At 73.7% G+C, this 15,323-nt stretch carries 14 protein-coding genes; 10 read left to right on the top strand and 4 right to left on the bottom strand.

Annotation, left to right across the window (positions count from 1 at the left end; all coding sequences use genetic code 11):
* Window positions 1–55 precede the first annotated feature (55 nt).
* Complete coding sequence (locus PZB77_RS08475; protein ID WP_275491951.1) at window positions 56–1,522, top strand: MFS transporter; 1,467 nt, start codon at window positions 56–58, stop codon at window positions 1,520–1,522.
* A 126-nt stretch (window positions 1,523–1,648) separates the two neighbouring features.
* On the opposite strand, the gene PZB77_RS08470 is transcribed toward PZB77_RS08475, so the two are convergent.
* The gene (locus PZB77_RS08470; protein ID WP_275491950.1) at window positions 1,649–2,281 is read right to left on the bottom strand and encodes a TetR family transcriptional regulator; all 633 of its coding nucleotides are present in this window, start codon (window positions 2,279–2,281) and stop codon (window positions 1,649–1,651) included.
* Window positions 2,282–2,464: 183 nt separating this feature from the next.
* Between PZB77_RS08470 and PZB77_RS08465 the strand changes: the two genes are divergently transcribed.
* The 3 genes from PZB77_RS08465 to PZB77_RS08455 all read left to right on the top strand — a co-directional run bounded on the left by PZB77_RS08465 (window position 2,465) and on the right by PZB77_RS08455 (window position 4,230).
* Entirely contained in the window at window positions 2,465–2,611 is a 147-nt protein-coding gene (locus PZB77_RS08465; protein ID WP_275491949.1) for a hypothetical protein, read from the top strand.
* A gap of 85 nt (window positions 2,612–2,696) precedes the next feature.
* Window positions 2,697–3,047 (top strand): DUF4190 domain-containing protein, encoded by a 351-nt coding sequence (locus PZB77_RS08460; RefSeq protein WP_275491948.1) that lies wholly within the window; start codon window positions 2,697–2,699, stop codon window positions 3,045–3,047.
* 13 nt (window positions 3,048–3,060) lie between these two features.
* Window positions 3,061–4,230: a cysteine desulfurase family protein gene (locus PZB77_RS08455; RefSeq protein ID WP_275491947.1), complete on the top strand. Its 1,170-nt coding sequence runs from the start codon at window positions 3,061–3,063 to the stop codon at window positions 4,228–4,230.
* 22 nt (window positions 4,231–4,252) lie between these two features.
* Here the strand turns inward: PZB77_RS08455 and PZB77_RS08450 are convergent, their stop codons facing one another.
* A complete protein-coding gene (locus tag PZB77_RS08450) occupies window positions 4,253–4,939 on the bottom strand; it encodes an N-acetylmuramoyl-L-alanine amidase (protein WP_275491946.1) in 687 nt (228 codons plus the stop codon).
* A gap of 60 nt (window positions 4,940–4,999) precedes the next feature.
* On the opposite strand from PZB77_RS08450, the gene mnmA reads away from it, so the two are divergent.
* Window positions 5,000–6,133 (top strand): tRNA 2-thiouridine(34) synthase MnmA, encoded by a 1,134-nt coding sequence (gene mnmA, locus PZB77_RS08445; protein ID WP_275491945.1) that lies wholly within the window; start codon window positions 5,000–5,002, stop codon window positions 6,131–6,133.
* 124 nt (window positions 6,134–6,257) lie between these two features.
* Here mnmA and PZB77_RS08440 read toward each other — a convergent pair whose 3' ends face one another.
* Window positions 6,258–7,061: an alpha/beta hydrolase gene (locus PZB77_RS08440; RefSeq protein ID WP_275491944.1), complete on the bottom strand. Its 804-nt coding sequence runs from the start codon at window positions 7,059–7,061 to the stop codon at window positions 6,258–6,260.
* A 110-nt stretch (window positions 7,062–7,171) separates the two neighbouring features.
* Window positions 7,172–7,507, bottom strand: coding sequence for a DUF427 domain-containing protein (locus tag PZB77_RS08435; RefSeq protein WP_275491943.1), 336 nt, complete (start codon window positions 7,505–7,507; stop codon window positions 7,172–7,174).
* 182 nt (window positions 7,508–7,689) lie between these two features.
* Between PZB77_RS08435 and PZB77_RS08430 the strand changes: the two genes are divergently transcribed.
* From PZB77_RS08430 to PZB77_RS08410, 5 genes are all read left to right on the top strand, one after another.
* Window positions 7,690–8,229, top strand: coding sequence for a TIGR00730 family Rossman fold protein (locus PZB77_RS08430; protein ID WP_275491942.1), 540 nt, complete (start codon window positions 7,690–7,692; stop codon window positions 8,227–8,229).
* A gap of 166 nt (window positions 8,230–8,395) precedes the next feature.
* Window positions 8,396–9,085 carry an SDR family oxidoreductase gene (locus PZB77_RS08425; RefSeq protein WP_275491941.1) on the top strand — a complete coding sequence of 230 codons (690 nt, stop codon included), beginning with the start codon at window positions 8,396–8,398 and terminating at the stop codon, window positions 9,083–9,085.
* An 89-nt stretch (window positions 9,086–9,174) separates the two neighbouring features.
* Window positions 9,175–10,200 carry a methionine synthase gene (locus tag PZB77_RS08420; protein WP_275491940.1) on the top strand — a complete coding sequence of 342 codons (1,026 nt, stop codon included), beginning with the start codon at window positions 9,175–9,177 and terminating at the stop codon, window positions 10,198–10,200.
* An 88-nt stretch (window positions 10,201–10,288) separates the two neighbouring features.
* Window positions 10,289–12,568 carry an NAD-dependent DNA ligase LigA gene (gene ligA, locus PZB77_RS08415; protein WP_275491939.1) on the top strand — a complete coding sequence of 760 codons (2,280 nt, stop codon included), beginning with the start codon at window positions 10,289–10,291 and terminating at the stop codon, window positions 12,566–12,568.
* Window positions 12,569–12,938: 370 nt separating this feature from the next.
* Complete coding sequence (locus tag PZB77_RS08410) at window positions 12,939–15,092, top strand: bifunctional diguanylate cyclase/phosphodiesterase (RefSeq protein WP_275491938.1); 2,154 nt, start codon at window positions 12,939–12,941, stop codon at window positions 15,090–15,092.
* The last annotated feature ends 231 nt before the right edge of the window (window positions 15,093–15,323 follow it).

The following is a 15,323-nucleotide window of genomic DNA, read 5'->3' as shown; positions in this document are numbered from 1 at the left end:
CGGACTCCGCGCCGAGCGGCGGTGCAGCGACGCCGCACCCCAGGAGGCAATGCCCATGAACCACAGCGACGGCACAGGTCTCGGGACGATCACCACCAAGGTCCCGGCCCGCCTCGACCGACTGCCCTGGTCACGATGGCACTGGATGATCGTGATCGGCCTCGGTACCGTCTGGATCCTGGACGGTCTGGAAGTGACCGTCGTCGGGAACATCGCCAGCCGGCTCTCCGAGGACGGCAGCGGACTGCCGATCTCCGACTCCCAGGTCACCGGCCTCGCCGCGGCCCTCTACGTCGCCGGGGCGTGCACCGGCGCCCTCTTCTTCGGCTGGCTCACCGACCGCTTCGGCCGCAAGAAGCTCTTCCTCATCACGCTCGCGGTCTACCTCGTGGCCACCGCGCTGACCGCGCTCTCCTTCTCCGTCTGGTGGTTCTTCCTCTTCCGCTTCTTCACCGGTTTCGGCATCGGCGGGGAGTACGCGGCCATCAACTCCGCCATCGACGAGCTGATCCCGAGCAAGTACCGGGGCCGCGTCGACCTGATCATCAACGGCAGCTACTGGCTGGGTGCGATGGGCGGCGCGCTGCTCTCCGTCCTCGCCCTCGACACCGACATCTTCCCGAAGGACATCGGCTGGCGGCTCACCTTCGGCCTCGGCGTGGTACTCGGCCTGGTCATCCTGCTGGTGCGGCGCCACGTGCCCGAGAGCCCCCGGTGGATGTTCATCCACGGGCGTTCCGAAGGGGCCGAACAGCTCGTCGACGGCGTGGAGAAGGAGATCGAGGAGGAGAAGGGCCACCCGCTCCCGGAGGCGGAGACCGCGATCACCATCGAGCAGCGCCGCAGCATCGGATTCGTGGAGATCGCCCGTACCCTCTTCCGCGACTACCCGAAGCGGGCGACGCTCGGCTTCGCGCTCTTCATCGGCCAGGCGTTCCTGTACAACGCCATCACCTTCGGGTTCGGCTCGATCCTGGTGAAGTTCTTCGACGTCTCCAGCGGCACGACCGGGTACTTCTTCGCCGTCATCGCCTTCGGCAACTTCCTCGGCCCGCTGCTGCTCGGCCGGCTCTTCGACACCTGGGGCCGCCGCCCGATGATCTCGGGCACCTACATCCTCTCCGGGCTGCTGCTCTTCGGCACCGCGGCGCTGTTCGGCGCGGGCGTGCTGACCGCCACCACCATGACCCTGTGCTGGTGCGTGGTGCTCTTCTTCGCCTCGGCCGGGGCGAGTTCGGCCTACCTGACGGTCAGCGAGATCTTCCCGATGGAGACCCGGGCGATGGCGATCGCCTTCTTCTACGCCATCGGTACGGCCGCCGGCGGCATCTCCGGCCCGCTGATCTTCTCCGGGCTCACCGCCAGCGGAGTCGTGGGCGACGCGGTCATCGCGTTCTGCATCGGAGCCGCGCTGATGGTCGTCGCCGGCCTGGTCGCGGTCTTCTGCGCGGTGCCCGCCGAGCAGAAGTCGCTGGAGGACATCGCCACCCCGCTCTCCGCGCGCGAACCGGAGAAGGGCTGACGCGTCGCGGTCCGGCCGCCGTCCGGCGCGGACGGTCCTCACCGCCCGGCCGCGAGCGACCCGGCCGGGCGGCCGCCTCCGGGCGCGGCCCCGTGACCCGGCCCGGCAGCCGCCCCGTCGCGCGGCTCACCCCGGCGCCGTTCCGTCCAGCCAGTGGCGGCGCCCCAGAGTGATCAGGCGCAGGCGCCGCCGGGCCGTGCGGACGACCTCCTCCCCGGTGCCGGGCGCCGCGTCCAGCAGGGTGGAGGCGGTGACCACCATATGGTCGACGTGGAGCCCGCCCAGCATCAGCAGGTCCTCGCGGCTCCACCCCGCCGACTCCGCCTCGCCGGCCAGCGCGTCGGCCACCTCCCTTGCGAACAGGGCGAGTTGTGCGGCGATGGCCGCGCGCACCGGGGCCACCCCGCCGTGCTGCTCGCGGGCGAGGAAACGGAAGTGCGCGGGATGCGCCGCCACGTGGCCCGCGATGACCGCGATGCTCCGCTCCAGTCGCTCCTCGCTCTCGCCGGCCTCGGCGAGGACCGCGCCGATCATCCCGTGCAGGCTCCCGAGCGTCTGCTCCACCAGGGCCACGCCGAGCGCCGCCGTGTCCTCGAAGTGGCGGTAGAAGGCGGTGGGCGCCACTCCCGCCGCCCGGGTCACCTCCCGCAGCCCCAGACCGCTCAGGCTCTGGTGCTCCAGCAGCAGGAGGGCGGCGTCCAGCAGGGCCTGACGCGTCCTCAACTTCTGGGCCTGGCGGGCCCCCGGGGTGTGACTCATGCCATTCAGTAAACAACTGTTCTCCGACTGGCGGAAGGGAGGAGAGGTTTAGACTGGATGGTCAGTGAACAGTCGTACTCCCACAGGATCCGTCGCCCGCACCCGCGTGACCCGGCGACCGCCTCCCGCTCCCGCGGATGGTGCTCCCCGGGCGCATCGCCCACGACGACCAGAAAGGCCGCCATGCTCGCCCTCGTCGCCGCACTGCTCCTCTTCGGCATCCTGCTCGGCCCGGTCGCGCACCTCCCGGTCGAGCTGACCCTGGTGTTCGCAGCCGCCATCGGCTGCTGGCTGATCGGCTTCGCCGTCCGCGAGCGCCGGTCCCACTGAGACGGGGCCGGTGCCGGTACGTCTCACCGGACACCGCCCGCACCCGCCCGCAGAGATCCACCGTCCGACCGAAGGAGCTCACCCCATGGCCCTCTCCTCGCTCGTCGCCCCGGTCCTCCGCCCGCGCCGCCCGGAAACCCACCCCACCCGGCGCACCGAAGCCGCGCCGGTCGCCCCGGACGAGCGGACGGCCGCCCGGGTGCGCACCCGTGACGCCGACAGCCTCGCCGTCGCCTCGTTCGTCCTCGGACTGGTGGGGCTGCTCGCCTTCAACCTGGTGCTCGGTCCCACCGCCGTCGTCATGGCGCTGCTCGCCCTCGCCCGCTCCACATCGCGGCGCGGACGGGCCTTCCTGGGCCTCGCGCTGGGCGTCGCCGACCTGGCCGTCCTCGCGCTGGTGGTCACCGCTCACGGGGTGGTCGCCTGGGGCTCGTAGAATCGGACGCACCATGGCCTACCTCGACCACGCCGCGACCACGCCGATGCTTCCGGAGGCGATCGCGGCGATGACCGCGCAGCTCGCCGCGACCGGCAACGCGTCCTCCCTGCACGCCGCCGGCCGCCGGGCCCGCCGTACGGTCGAGGAGTCGCGCGAGACCCTCGCCGACGCCCTCGGCGCCCGCCCCAGCGAGGTGGTCTTCACCTCGGGCGGCACCGAGGCCGACAACCTCGCCGTCAAGGGCCTGTACTGGGCCCGCCGGGACGCCGACCCGCGCCGCACCCGGGTACTCGCCGGACCGGTCGAGCACCACGCCGTGCTCGACGCGGTCGACTGGCTCGCCGAACACGAGGGCGCGACCGTCGAGTACCTCCCCGTCGACCGTTACGGCCGGGTGCACCCCGAGGCGCTGCGCGAGGCGATCCTCCGCGACCCCGACGACGTCGCGATGATCACCGTGATGTGGGCCAACAACGAGATCGGCACGATCATGCCGGTCAGGGAACTCGCTTCTGTGGCAGCCGAGTTCGGGGTACCGATGCATGCCGACGCGGTACAGGCCTTCGGCCAGCTGGAGGTCGGCTTCGCCGACTCGGGGCTCGCCGCCATGACGGTCAGCGCCCACAAGATCGGCGGACCGTTCGGCATCGGCGCCCTGCTGCTGGGCCGTGCCCACACCCCCGTGCCCGTGCTGCACGGCGGCGGCCAGGAGCGGCACGTGCGCTCCGGCACCCTCGACGTGCCCGCCGTCAGCGCCTTCGCGGTCGCCGGGGAGCACGCGGCCCGTCACCGCGAGGAGTTCGCCCGCCGGGTCGGCGGGCTCCGCGACGACCTGGTCGCGGCGGTGCTCGGGGCCGTCCCGGACGCCGTCCTCGGCGGCGACCCGGCCCCGGGGGGCCGCCTCCCGGCCAACGCCCACTTCAGCTTCCCCGGATGCGAGGGCGACTCCCTCCTGCTGCTGCTGGACGCGCAGGGCATCGAGTGCTCCACCGGATCCGCCTGCACGGCGGGGATCGCCCAGCCCAGCCACGTCCTGCTGGCCACCGGCACCGACCCCGACCTGGCGCGCGGAACCCTGCGCTTCTCGCTCGGCCACACCTCGACCGCCGAGGACGTCGCCGCCGTGGCGCGGGCGATCGGCCCCGCCGTGGAACGCGCCCGCACCGCCGGACTCAGCTGAGGAACCCGGGCCCCGGCGCGGTTCAGGCCGGGCGCGCGGCGGACGCCCGGCGGATCAGCTCGATGTAGCGGTCCCAGTCCCAGTGCGGGCCGGGGTCGGTGTGGTCGGTCCCGGGCACCTCCACGTGCCCGACGACGTGCTCGCGGTCGACGGGGATGCCGTAGCGCCCGCAGACCGACGCCGTCAGCCGGGCCGACGCGGCGTACATCGCGGCCGTGAAGTCCGCCGGGCGGTCCACGAACCCCTCGTGCTCGATCCCCACGCTGCGCTCGTTGTACGCCCGGTCACCCGCGTGGTAGGCCACGTCCAGCTCCCGGATCATCTGCGTCACCGACCCGTCCTTGCCGACCAGGTAGTGCGCCGCCGCCCGGTGCGACGGGTCCTGGAAGACCCGCACCGCACTCGCCAGACTGCCCTGGGTGACGTGCACGACCACCCGGTCTATGGCGTAGTCGTCGGGGCGGTCCGCACGGCGCCAGTTCGCCTCGGAGGCGGCCGTCCAGAGCGCGCCCGCGTAGTCGAGCTCCCCCGGTGTACGCGCCCGCTGCGCGCCCGGCAGACCCCACCAGGCGTGCCGGAGCCGGTCCCGTGCCAGCGTGCCGCCACCGACCACCGCGGCCGCGGCCGAGCCGCCGATCAGGAGCGTGCGACGGCTCACACCGCCCGTCGGCCCGTCCGGCCCCGGCCGGCCGCTTCCCGTGGTTCCCATGTCGCTGCAACGCATATCCGCAGGCGTTCCGTTCCCGGCGCCCCGTACTCTGGACGGGCTATGACTCAGACCTCCCAGAGCCCCCTCCGTGTGCTCGCCGCCATGTCCGGCGGAGTCGACTCCGCCGTCGCCGCCGCACGCGCCGCCGAGGCGGGGCACGACGTGACCGGTGTGCACCTCGCCCTCTCCGCGAACCCGCAGTCGTTCCGCACCGGAGCACGCGGCTGTTGCACCATCGAGGACTCCCGCGACGCCCGCCGCGCGGCGGACGTCATCGGCATCCCGTTCTACGTCTGGGACCTGGCGGAACGCTTCCGCGAAGACGTGGTGGAGGACTTCGTCGCCGAGTACGAGGCAGGCCGTACGCCCAACCCGTGCCTGCGCTGCAACGAGAAGATCAAGTTCGCCGCACTCCTCGACAAGGCGCTCGCCCTGGGCTTCGACGCCGTCTGCACCGGCCACTACGCCACCGTCGTGCTGAACGACGACGGCAGCCGTGAGCTGCACCGCGCCTCGGACATGGCCAAGGACCAGAGTTACGTCCTCGGAGTGCTGGACGAGAAGCAGCTCGCGCACGCGATGTTCCCGCTGGGTGACACCCTCACCACCAAGGAGGAGATCCGCGCCGAGGCCGAGGCGCGCGGACTTGCCGTGGCCAAGAAGCCCGACAGCCACGACATCTGCTTCATCGCGGACGGCGACACCCAGGGCTTCCTGGCGAGCCGGCTCGGCGGCAGGGCCGAGGGCGACATCGTCGACGAGTCGGGTGCCAAGCTCGGCACCCACGACGGGGCGTTCGGCTTCACCATCGGCCAGCGCAAGGGCCTGCGCATCGGCCACCCCGCGCCCGACGGGAAGCCGCGCTACGTCCTGGACATCTCCCCGGTGAACAACACCGTGACCGTCGGGCCGGTGGAGGCGCTGGACGTCACGGCGCTCACCGCCGTCAAGCCGCGCTGGTGCGGTACCGCCCCGGCCGGCCCCGGCACGTACACCGCGCAGCTGCGCGCCCACGGCGGTGAGAGCGAGGTCCGCGCCGAACTCGTCGACGGCACGCTGCACGTCACCTTCACCGAGCCGGTGCGCGGGATCGCCCCCGGCCAGGCGGTCGTGCTGTACGACGGCACCCGGGTGGTCGGATCGGCCACCATCGCGACCACCGTCCGCCGCGAGACGGCGCCGGCGGCCTCCTGACGGGCGTCGGCCGGCAGCAGGACGGCCTTTTGACGGGCACCCGACGCCTGGCTGTGCGCCGGGGCGCCGACCGCCCGGCCGTCCGCCAGGCCTGATCGCCGCTCCCACCCGCGGCGAGCGGGGATCAGGCCTGGCGGACGAGCCCGCGCCGGCCGAAGAACTCGGCCAGCACCGGAGCGAGGACGTGCGGAGCGAGCTCCCGCGTCTGGCCGGTCAGCGTCCGGTGCCGGGCCCCGGGAACCGCCTCCGCCAAGGCCAGCGCCGTCTGCCGCACCGGGTCCGCACTGAACCCGCCGCTGACGATCAGGGTGCGCGCGGTCACCGCCCCGAGGCGTCCGAGCGGCGGAGTCCCGTCACCGAGCAGCGCGTCGTCGTACTCCAGCGTGGGCGCCAGCGCCTCCAGGCCCTCCCACAGCGGTGCCCGCCGCATCCGCGCCACCGTCTCCGGAGGCACGCCCGTGCGGCCGAGGAAGAGTTCCACCGCCCCGCCCCGGTCGCCGGCCGCGAGCCGCTCCCGCAACTCCCGGGTGCACCGTGCCTTGTAGGCCCGCCCCCGGACGCCCGGGGTGTAGGGCGGCTCGAAGACCGCCAGCAGCTCCATGGGGACACCCGCCGCCTGCGCCTCCAGGGCCAGGGCCCCGCCCGACGACATGCCGAACATCGCGACCGGCCCGTCCACGACGCCGGTGACCGCCGCGAGGTCCTCGATCTCCCGGGCCGGTACGCAGGGGTCGCCGGGGCCGGGGCCACTGGAGCCCCGGCCCCGGCGGTCGTACGTCACGACGGTGAAGCGGCGTGCGAGCAGCGCGGCCAGCGGGGCGTCGGTCGCGGCGGTGCTGAGCGCGCCACCGACGAGCACCACCGGCGCCCCGCCGCCCTGTCTGTTGTAGGCGATCGGGGTGCCGTCCAGCGAGAGAATCCTGTCCATGAAAGGGGCAGACCCCCGGCACCCGGGGAACTCATCGCCGCCGCACGAGCTTTCTCCGCCCCGGGCCGGAAGAGGCTCGAAAACACCGCCCGCGGGGCCCTCCCGGGCCGTCAGTCGGCGACGATCTCGGTGTCGTAGAAGCAGAAGTGGTCCTTGATCGCGGCGACGTCGGGCTTCGGGTCTGGGTAGGCCCAGACGAGGTCGGCCGCCCCCGGCAGCGACCAGTAGGAGGCGTCTCCCTTGAAGGGACAGTGCGTCCGGGTCCCGGAGGCCGTCAGCAGACCGGTGCGGACGTCTTCGGGCGGCAGGTAGTAGCGGACCGGGCAGCCGGTCTCGCGCAGCACGAGCGGCCGGCGGCTTTCGGCCAGCACCCGGCCGTCCCGGACGACGCGGACGTGCTCGGTACCGGGCTCCACGGTGATGCGGTGTCCTGTGACGGAAGTCATGACAGGTGCAGCGGAGGGGGCGCGCGTTTTCTTCCCGCGCGGCCGGAGCGGGTGGTGGCGCGGCGCGTGCGCGTCCCGGGAGCCCGGGAACCGCGCGCCGGTCCCGGGGGCCGGCCCCCGCGTCCGCGGTGCGCGCCCCGGCCGGGGGCCGCCTCCTGTGCGCACCGCCGTACGGTGGCGGCATGAACATCTGCGTCTTCCTCTCCGCCGCCGACCTCGACGAGCGCTACACCCGCCCCGCCCGCGAGTTCGCCGAGCTGCTCGGGCGCGGCGGCCACACCCTCGTGTGGGGCGGCTCGGAGAGCGGGCTGATGAAAGTCGTCGCCGACGGCGTGCAGGAGGCCGGCGGGCGCCTGGTCGGCGTGTCCGTGGACTTCATGGCGCACCACGCGCGCGAGAACGCCGACGAGATGGTCTTCGCCCGCGACCTCGCCGAACGCAAGGCGCTGCTGCTGGAGAAGGCCGACGCCGTGGTGATCATGGTGGGTGGCATGGGAACGCTGGACGAGGCCACCGAGATCCTGGAGCTCAAGAAGCACGGCAAGCACACCAAGCCGGTGGTCCTGCTCAACGCGGACGGCTTCTACGACGGTCTGCGGCAGCAGTTCCTGCGGATGGACGAGGAGGGCTTCCTCCCGCTGCCCCTGACCGAACTCGTCTTCTTCGCCGAGGACGGCGTCGGTGCGCTGGCCTACCTGGAGGAGTCCGCGGGCCGGCCCTGACCCGTCCGGCCGCGCCGGGTCCCGTCCTTCCGCCGGGTCCTGCCCGACCGCGCGGTGGCCCGTGCTCACGCCGGGTCCCGTCCGACCGCGCCGGTCCCGTCCTCCCGCCGGTGCCGACCGGAGCACGGTCCCCGGTGGCCGGGACCGGGGTGGGATCATGGAGCCCATGCCTACCCACCTCATCACCGGCGCCGGTTCCGGCATCGGAGCAGCCGTCGCCCGCCGCCTCCGGGACCGGGGCGACGACCTCGTCCTGCTGGCCCGCGACGCCGGCCGCGCCAAGGAACTCGCCGCCCTCCACCCCGGGGCCCGCACGCTCGTCGGCGACCTCGGCAACCCCGACCGGCTCTCCTGGGCGTTCGGCCAGCAGCCGATGCCCGAGCGCCTCGACTCGCTGCTGCACATCGCGGGCGTCGTCGAACTCGGCACCGTCGGCGACCTCACCCCGAAGGCCTGGCACTTCCAGCTCAACGCCAATCTGATCGCCCCCGCCGAGCTGACCCGGCTGATGCTGCCGCAACTGCGGGTCGCCCGGGGCCACGTCGTCTTCGTCAACTCCGGCGCAGGCCTCGCCGCGCACGCCCAGTGGGGCGCCTACGCCGCCAGCAAGCACGGCCTCAAGGCGCTCGCCGACTCGCTGCGCCACGAGGAGCACGGCAACGGGGTCCGCGTCACCTCCGTCTACCCCGGGCGCACCGCCAGCCCGATGCAGGCCAAGGTCCACCAGCAGGAGGGCAAGGAGTACGACGCCGGTCAGTGGATCGACCCCGAGTCGGTGGCCACCACCCTCGTCATGGCGATCGACCTGCCCCGTGACGCCGAGGTCAACGACCTGACGGTCCGTCCCGGCGCCTGACCCCGGCCGCCGCTCGGACCCCGGCCGCCGCTCGGACCGGGCCCGCCCCTCGGAGCGGGGCCGCCGCTCCGGGACCGTACGCTTCCCGGGTGAGCGAGAAGAGCAGGTTCAGCGAGTGCGCGGCGACCGGTGTCGGGTCCATGCCGGGAGGCGACGCGCGGGAGACCGCGAAGACCGTCACCGGGTCCTTCGCGGACGGCCGGGGCATCCCCCACCTGGCGGAACTCCCCGCCCGGGGCCCCGGCGCGGACATGATCGGGCGGACCATCGGACTCCTCGTCGAGATGTACGGCCACGTCGAGCCCAGCGGCTGGCGGATCAGCGACCGCCCCGGCCGCGACACCCGGCGGGCCCGCTCCTGGCTCGGCGAGGACCTCGACGCCCTGGAGGAGTTCACCCAGGGGTACGAAGGGGTCCTCAAGGTCCAGGCGGTGGGCCCCTGGACGCTCGCCGCGTCCCTGGAGCGCCGCACCGGGGAGGCGGTCCTCGGTGACCCCGGCGCCTGCCGCGACCTCGCCGGATCGCTCGCCGAGGGCCTCGGCGCCCACCTCGCCGAGGTGCGCCGCCGCATCCCCGGCGCCGACGTGGTGCTCCAGCTCGACGAACCGTCCCTGACCGCCGTCCTCAGCGGCCGGGTCAGGACCGCCAGCGGCTACCGCACCTACCGCGCGGTGGACCGCCAGGTCGTCGAGAGCACCCTGCGCGACCTGCTCGCGGTCGCCGGGGACGGCGCCGCTCTGGTGCACTCCTGCGCCCCCGACGTCCCCTTCGCCCTGCTGCGGCGGGCCGGAGCGGCCGCGGTCTCCTTCGACTTCTCGCTGCTGACCGAGCGTGAGGAGGAGACCATCGGCGAAGCCGTCGAGGGCGGCACCCAGCTCCTCCTCGGCATCGTCCCGGGCACCGATGCCGCCTCGGACGGATTGTCGGACCCGGGCGGTAGCGTCATGGGCGTCAGGACGTTGTGGAACAGGCTGGGGCTGAACCCGGGGACTCTCGCCGAGTCCGTCGTGCTCACCCCGGCGTGCGGCCTCGCGGGCGCCTCGCCCGCGTACGCCCGCGCCGCGCTCGCCCACTGCGCCCGGGCGGCGCGATCCCTCGCGGACAACCCCGAGTGACGGGAGGCGCGGCGCGGGCCCCCGGCCGGGGGCCCGCGCCGCGCACCCGCGCCATTGGAGAGACAGGCCCCAACAGGAGGACGGGACGATGGCCGGCACCGGCGACGAGCGGACCCAGCAGGACACGGTGGCGCCCCCCGAGGCCCGGGAGCGGCACGCCCTCGTCGCCGAGCAGGTGGAGGACCACCGCTTCCGGTACTACGTGAAGGACCAGCCGGTCGTCAGCGACGCCGAGTTCGACCGGCTGATGCGCGAGCTGGAGGCGCTGGAGGAGGCGCACCCCTCGCTGCGCACCCCGGACTCGCCGACGCAGAAGGTCGCCGGCCCGTACGTCACCGAGTTCACCTCCGTCGAGCACCGTGAGCGGATGCTCTCGCTGGACAACGCCTTCGACGACCTGGAGCTGGCCGCCTGGTTCGAGCGCGTCGCCAAGGACGTCGGTGCCACCGGCCACTCCTTCCTCTGCGAGCTGAAGGTGGACGGCCTCGCCGTCAACCTCACCTACGAACACGGGCGGCTGACCCGTGCCGCCACCCGGGGCGACGGCCGCACCGGCGAGGACATCACCCCCAACGTCCGCACCATCGCCGAGATCCCGGACCGGCTGGAGGGCGAGCGGGTCCCCGCGCTGGTCGAGATCCGGGGCGAGGTCTTCTTCCCCATGGAGGACTTCGAAGGGCTCAACGCCCGACTGGTCGAAGCCGGTGAGAAGCCCTTCGCCAACCCCCGCAACGCGGCGGCCGGCTCGCTCCGCCAGAAGGACCCCAAGGTCACCGCCTCCCGCCCGCTGCACATAGTGGTCCACGGCATCGGCGCCCGCGAGGGCTTCGACATCGACCGCCTCTCCCACGCCTACGAACTCCTGCGCGAGTGGGGGCTGCCGACCGCCCGGCACAACAAGGTGGTGGACACCCTCGACGGCGTACGGGAGTTCATCCGGTACTTCGGCGAGCACCGGCACTCCGTGGAGCACGAGATCGACGGGGTCGTCGTCAAGCTCGACGAGATCCCGCTCCAGGGCCGGCTCGGCTCCACCGCCCGCGCCCCGCGCTGGGCCATCGCCTGGAAGTACGCCCCCGAAGAGGTCAACACCAAGCTGGTCAACATCCGCGTCGGTGTCGGCCGCACCGGCCGGGTCACCCCGTACGCCCAGGTGGAGCCCGTCAAGGTGGCCGGCTCCGAGGTCGAGTTCGCCACCCTGCACAACCAGGAGGTCGTCCGGGCCAAGGGCGTCCTCATCGGCGACACCGTCGTCCTGCGCAAGGCCGGAGACGTGATCCCGGAGATCCTCGGACCGGTCGTGGACCTGCGCGACGGCACCGAGCGGGAGTTCGTCATGCCGGCCGACTGCCCCGAGTGCGGCACCCCGCTCAAACCGGCCAAGGAGGGGGACATCGACCTCCGCTGCCCCAACGCCCGCTCCTGCCCCGCCCAGCTGCGCGAGCGCGTCGCCTACCTCGCCGGCCGCAAGTGCCTCGACATCGACCACTTCGGTTACGTCGCCGCCGCGGCGCTGACCCAGCCGCTGGAACCCGCACAGCCGCCCCTGCTCGACGAGGGCGACCTCTTCTCCCTGACCATCGAGCGGCTGCTGCCGATCCGCGCCTACGTCCTCGACCCGGCCGGCGGACTGCCCAAGCGAGACCCCAGGACCGGCGAGGAGAAGATCGCCACCGTCTTCGCCAACCAGAAGGGCGAGCCGAAGAAGAACGCGCTCGCCATGCTGGAGGGCATCGAAGCCGCCAAGCAGGCCCCACTGGCCCGGCTGCTGACCGGGCTCTCCATCCGGCACGTCGGCCCGGTCGCCGCCGAGCAGCTGGCCCGCCAGTTCCGCTCCATGGACGACATCGACGCCGCGACCGAGAAGGAACTCGCGGACGCCGACGGCGTCGGCGACATCATCGCCGCCTCGGTCAAGCAGTGGTTCGCCGTCGACTGGCACCGGGAGATCCTGCGGAAGTGGCGGGAGGCCGGGGTGCGCATGGAGGACGAGAGCACCGGCGAGGACGAGGGGCCGCGCCCGCTGGAAGGGCTCACCGTCGTCGTCACGGGCACCCTCGCCTCGCACACCCGGGACGGTGCCAAGGACGCGTTGCAGAGCAGGGGCGCCAAGGTCACCGGCTCGGTGTCGAAGAAGACCTCCTTCGTCGTCGTCGGCGACAACCCCGGCTCGAAGTACGACAAGGCGATGCAGCTCGGACTGGCGGTCCTCGACGAGGCCGGGTTCGCGGTCCTGCTCGACGAGGGACCGGAGGCCGCGCGCGCGGCGGCGCTGCCGGCCGAGGCGAAGGCCCCCGTCGAGCCGGGACCCGACGAGCGAGCTTCCGGCGAGCAGGCCCCGGAAGAGCGGCTCCCCGAGGAGCGGTGACCCGGGAGCGTCCCCAGCGGTGCGGCGGGCGCGACCCCCGGGCGGGACGCGAGGGCCCGGGCGGGACGGGGCATCGAGGCGTCTTCGCGGCCCTGCCGGGAAGCGGCCGACACGGGGACGACACCGCACGTGCGGCAGGCCGCGGGTCCGTCCGGCCTGCCCGCACCACCCGTTCGGACCACGGCGGAGAACAGGACGACCGGCCCGCTCCGGCCCCAAGAGGCGCGGAGCGCTGACCCGGAAGCCCTCGGCGTCCTACTGTTGGCTCCTGCGCCCCCCGTGCACGGCTGCGAGGGGGGAGCGGGCCGTGGTGGCATGGGAGCGGGGGCCACCGTGTGACATCGGCACCGCAGGCTGTGAGAGGGACGGAATGAAGCCGACCGAGAACGCCGCACCGGTGTCACGCACGCAGGGTTTCGCAGGTCCGGTGCCGCACGTCGGTGCCGCCCTCGTGGCCCTCGCCGCCGTTCTGCTCGTCACCGGCCTCGGCCGTGCCCTGCGCGCCGGTGACGCCCTCTTCCCGGACGGCACCGCGGGCTGGGCCCTCGCCGTCCTGACCGGTGTCATCGTCGGCCACCTCGTCGCCCTCGGCCGGGACCGGTGGTGGGGCGGCACCGGCTCGGGTGCGGCACTGACCCTCGCCGTCCTGCTGCTCTACGGCTGGGTGCCCGCCGGACTCGTCAGCGTGATCGTCGTCGTCCTCGTCGGGGTGGCCCGGCGGCACCGCTGGTCGCAGGGGTTACTCCACGGCGCCGTGGACATCCTCGGCATCGGCGCCGCGGCCCTCGTGCTCGCCGCCTTCCACGTCGTACCCACCGTGGAGACGCCCTGGCAGCCGCGGGACTGGGACATGGGCACCCTGCCGGCCGTGGTGCTCTGCGCCGGCACCCACCTCTTCGTCACGCGGGCCCTCCTCTGGTACGCCCGCGCACCCCAGGGCGGCGGGCTGCCGACCATCGCCCGTACCGCGCTCCTGCGCCAGGCCCTCGTCGCCGTCGCCCTGCTCGGCATCGCCCCGCTGATCTGTGTGGTCGCCATGGCCATGCCCGTCCTGCTGCCCCTCTTCGCGGTGCCGCTCATCGCCCTGGACTCCACGCTCTGGATCGCCCGCGCCCGCGCCGAGGAACAACTGCGGGACCCGCTCACCGGTCTGCCCAACCGGCAGTGGCTGCTCCAGCGGATCTGGTCCGCGCTGGAGGAGGCCGAACCCCTGGGCACCCGCTCCGCCCTCGTCCTCATCGACCTGGACCGCTTCCGCGCCGTCAACGACACCCTCGGCCACCTGGCCGGTGACCGGCTGCTGCTCCAGATCGCGGACCGGCTCCGGCTCGCCCTGCCGCGCGGCGCGGAGGCCGCCCGCCTCGGCGGCGACGAGTTCGCGGTGCTGCTCCCGTACACCGAGTCCACCACCAGTGCCCAGCGCGTGGCCCGGCACCTGGTCGCCGAACTCTCCTCCTCGCTGGACCTCGACGGGCTCTCCCTGGTCCTGGAGGCCAGCGCCGGGGTCGCCGTCCACCCCGACCACGCGCAGGACGCCGAAGGGCTGCTTCGCCGGGCGGACGTCGCCATGTACCAGGCCAAGCGGGACCGCACCGGCGTGGAGGTGTACGAGTCGAAGCGGGACAGCAACACGCCGGACCGGCTGGGACTCCTCGGCGACCTCCGCCGGGCGCTGGACGCGGGAGACGTGGAGCTCCACTACCAGCCCAAGGTCCGCTTCGACGGCCAGGTGGCCGGCCTCGAAGCCCTGGTGCGGTGGGTGCACCCCGAGCGCGGCCGGGTCCCCCCGGACGAGTTCATCGCCATCGCCGAATCGTCCGGCCTGATGCCCCACCTGACGGATTACGTCCTGGAGACGGCGCTCGCCCAGGTCGCCCGCTGGCGGGCGGAGGGCCTCGACGTGCCCGTCGCGGTCAACGTCTCCCCGAGGGACGTGCACACCCCCGGATTCGCCGGCGGTGTCGCCGCCCGGCTGGCCCGGCACGGCGTCCCGGCCGGCTCCCTCCAGCTGGAGATAACCGAACACGTGCTGCTGGAGGACCCGCAGCGGGCCGCCGACACTCTCGCCGGACTCACCGGGCACGGCGTCAAGATGTCGCTCGACGACTTCGGTACCGGCTACTCCTCGCTCGTCCACCTGCGCCGGCTGCCGGTGAGCGAACTCAAGATCGACCGGTCGTTCGTGGCCCGGCTCGCCGTCGACCAGGAGGACGCGGAGATCGTCCGCTGCACGATCGACCTCGCCCACTCGCTCGGGCTGCTGGTCGTGGCGGAGGGCGTGGAGGACGACGAGACCTGGGAGCGGCTGCGGGACCTGCGCTGCGACGCCGTACAGGGCTGGCTGGTGGCGGCCGCGATGCCGCCGCGGGAGGCGACGGCGTGGCTGCGGGCGCGTGGTGAGCACGGCTGGCGGCGCCCGGCCGAGCTGAAGGCCGCCGCGGCCGCCGCGGCGGCGGCAACAGCTCCCGAGCCGGAGCAGCGCCCCTCGGGCCGGACCGTGAAGTCCCGCCCCTCCCCGGCCTGAAGCCACACGGGCCGGGCGGCGCGGCCCGGAGGCGGACCGGCAGCGGTGCGCGGCGGTACGGGCGGGGGCGCGGGTGCGCGCAGCGGCCCCGCACGGCCCGCGAGCGGCAGCCCGGGCCACCGGGCACCCGGTGGCGGAGGGGCACGCGGGCGACCCCATAGGATTGGGCCAAAACGACGTGGCCAATCCCGTTGGCCGAAGCGACACCACCCAAGCCACACACCCCAACCC

This window comes from Streptomyces sp. AM 2-1-1 (assembly GCF_029167645.1).
Taxonomy (GTDB): Bacteria; Actinomycetota; Actinomycetes; order Streptomycetales; family Streptomycetaceae; genus Streptomyces.
The sequence above is the reverse complement of the archived record's forward strand: the minus strand, read 5'-3'. Positions and strand labels throughout refer to the sequence as shown.

What these genes read in the sequence shown, in the direction of transcription:
- PZB77_RS08475 (WP_275491951.1), top strand. Translation starts at nt 56, where the DNA reads ATGAACCACAGCGACGGCACAGGTCTCGGGACGATCACCACCAAGGTC.
- PZB77_RS08470 (WP_275491950.1), bottom strand. Translation starts at nt 2,281, where the DNA reads ATGAGTCACACCCCGGGGGCCCGCCAGGCCCAGAAGTTGAGGACGCGT.
- PZB77_RS08465 (WP_275491949.1), top strand. Translation starts at nt 2,465, where the DNA reads ATGCTCGCCCTCGTCGCCGCACTGCTCCTCTTCGGCATCCTGCTCGGC.
- PZB77_RS08460 (WP_275491948.1), top strand. Translation starts at nt 2,697, where the DNA reads ATGGCCCTCTCCTCGCTCGTCGCCCCGGTCCTCCGCCCGCGCCGCCCG.
- PZB77_RS08455 (WP_275491947.1), top strand. Translation starts at nt 3,061, where the DNA reads ATGGCCTACCTCGACCACGCCGCGACCACGCCGATGCTTCCGGAGGCG.
- PZB77_RS08450 (WP_275491946.1), bottom strand. Translation starts at nt 4,939, where the DNA reads ATGGGAACCACGGGAAGCGGCCGGCCGGGGCCGGACGGGCCGACGGGC.
- mnmA (WP_275491945.1), top strand. Translation starts at nt 5,000, where the DNA reads ATGACTCAGACCTCCCAGAGCCCCCTCCGTGTGCTCGCCGCCATGTCC.
- PZB77_RS08440 (WP_275491944.1), bottom strand. Translation starts at nt 7,061, where the DNA reads ATGGACAGGATTCTCTCGCTGGACGGCACCCCGATCGCCTACAACAGA.
- PZB77_RS08435 (WP_275491943.1), bottom strand. Translation starts at nt 7,507, where the DNA reads ATGACTTCCGTCACAGGACACCGCATCACCGTGGAGCCCGGTACCGAG.
- PZB77_RS08430 (WP_275491942.1), top strand. Translation starts at nt 7,690, where the DNA reads ATGAACATCTGCGTCTTCCTCTCCGCCGCCGACCTCGACGAGCGCTAC.
- PZB77_RS08425 (WP_275491941.1), top strand. Translation starts at nt 8,396, where the DNA reads ATGCCTACCCACCTCATCACCGGCGCCGGTTCCGGCATCGGAGCAGCC.
- ligA (WP_275491939.1), top strand. Translation starts at nt 10,289, where the DNA reads ATGGCCGGCACCGGCGACGAGCGGACCCAGCAGGACACGGTGGCGCCC.
- PZB77_RS08410 (WP_275491938.1), top strand. Translation starts at nt 12,939, where the DNA reads ATGAAGCCGACCGAGAACGCCGCACCGGTGTCACGCACGCAGGGTTTC.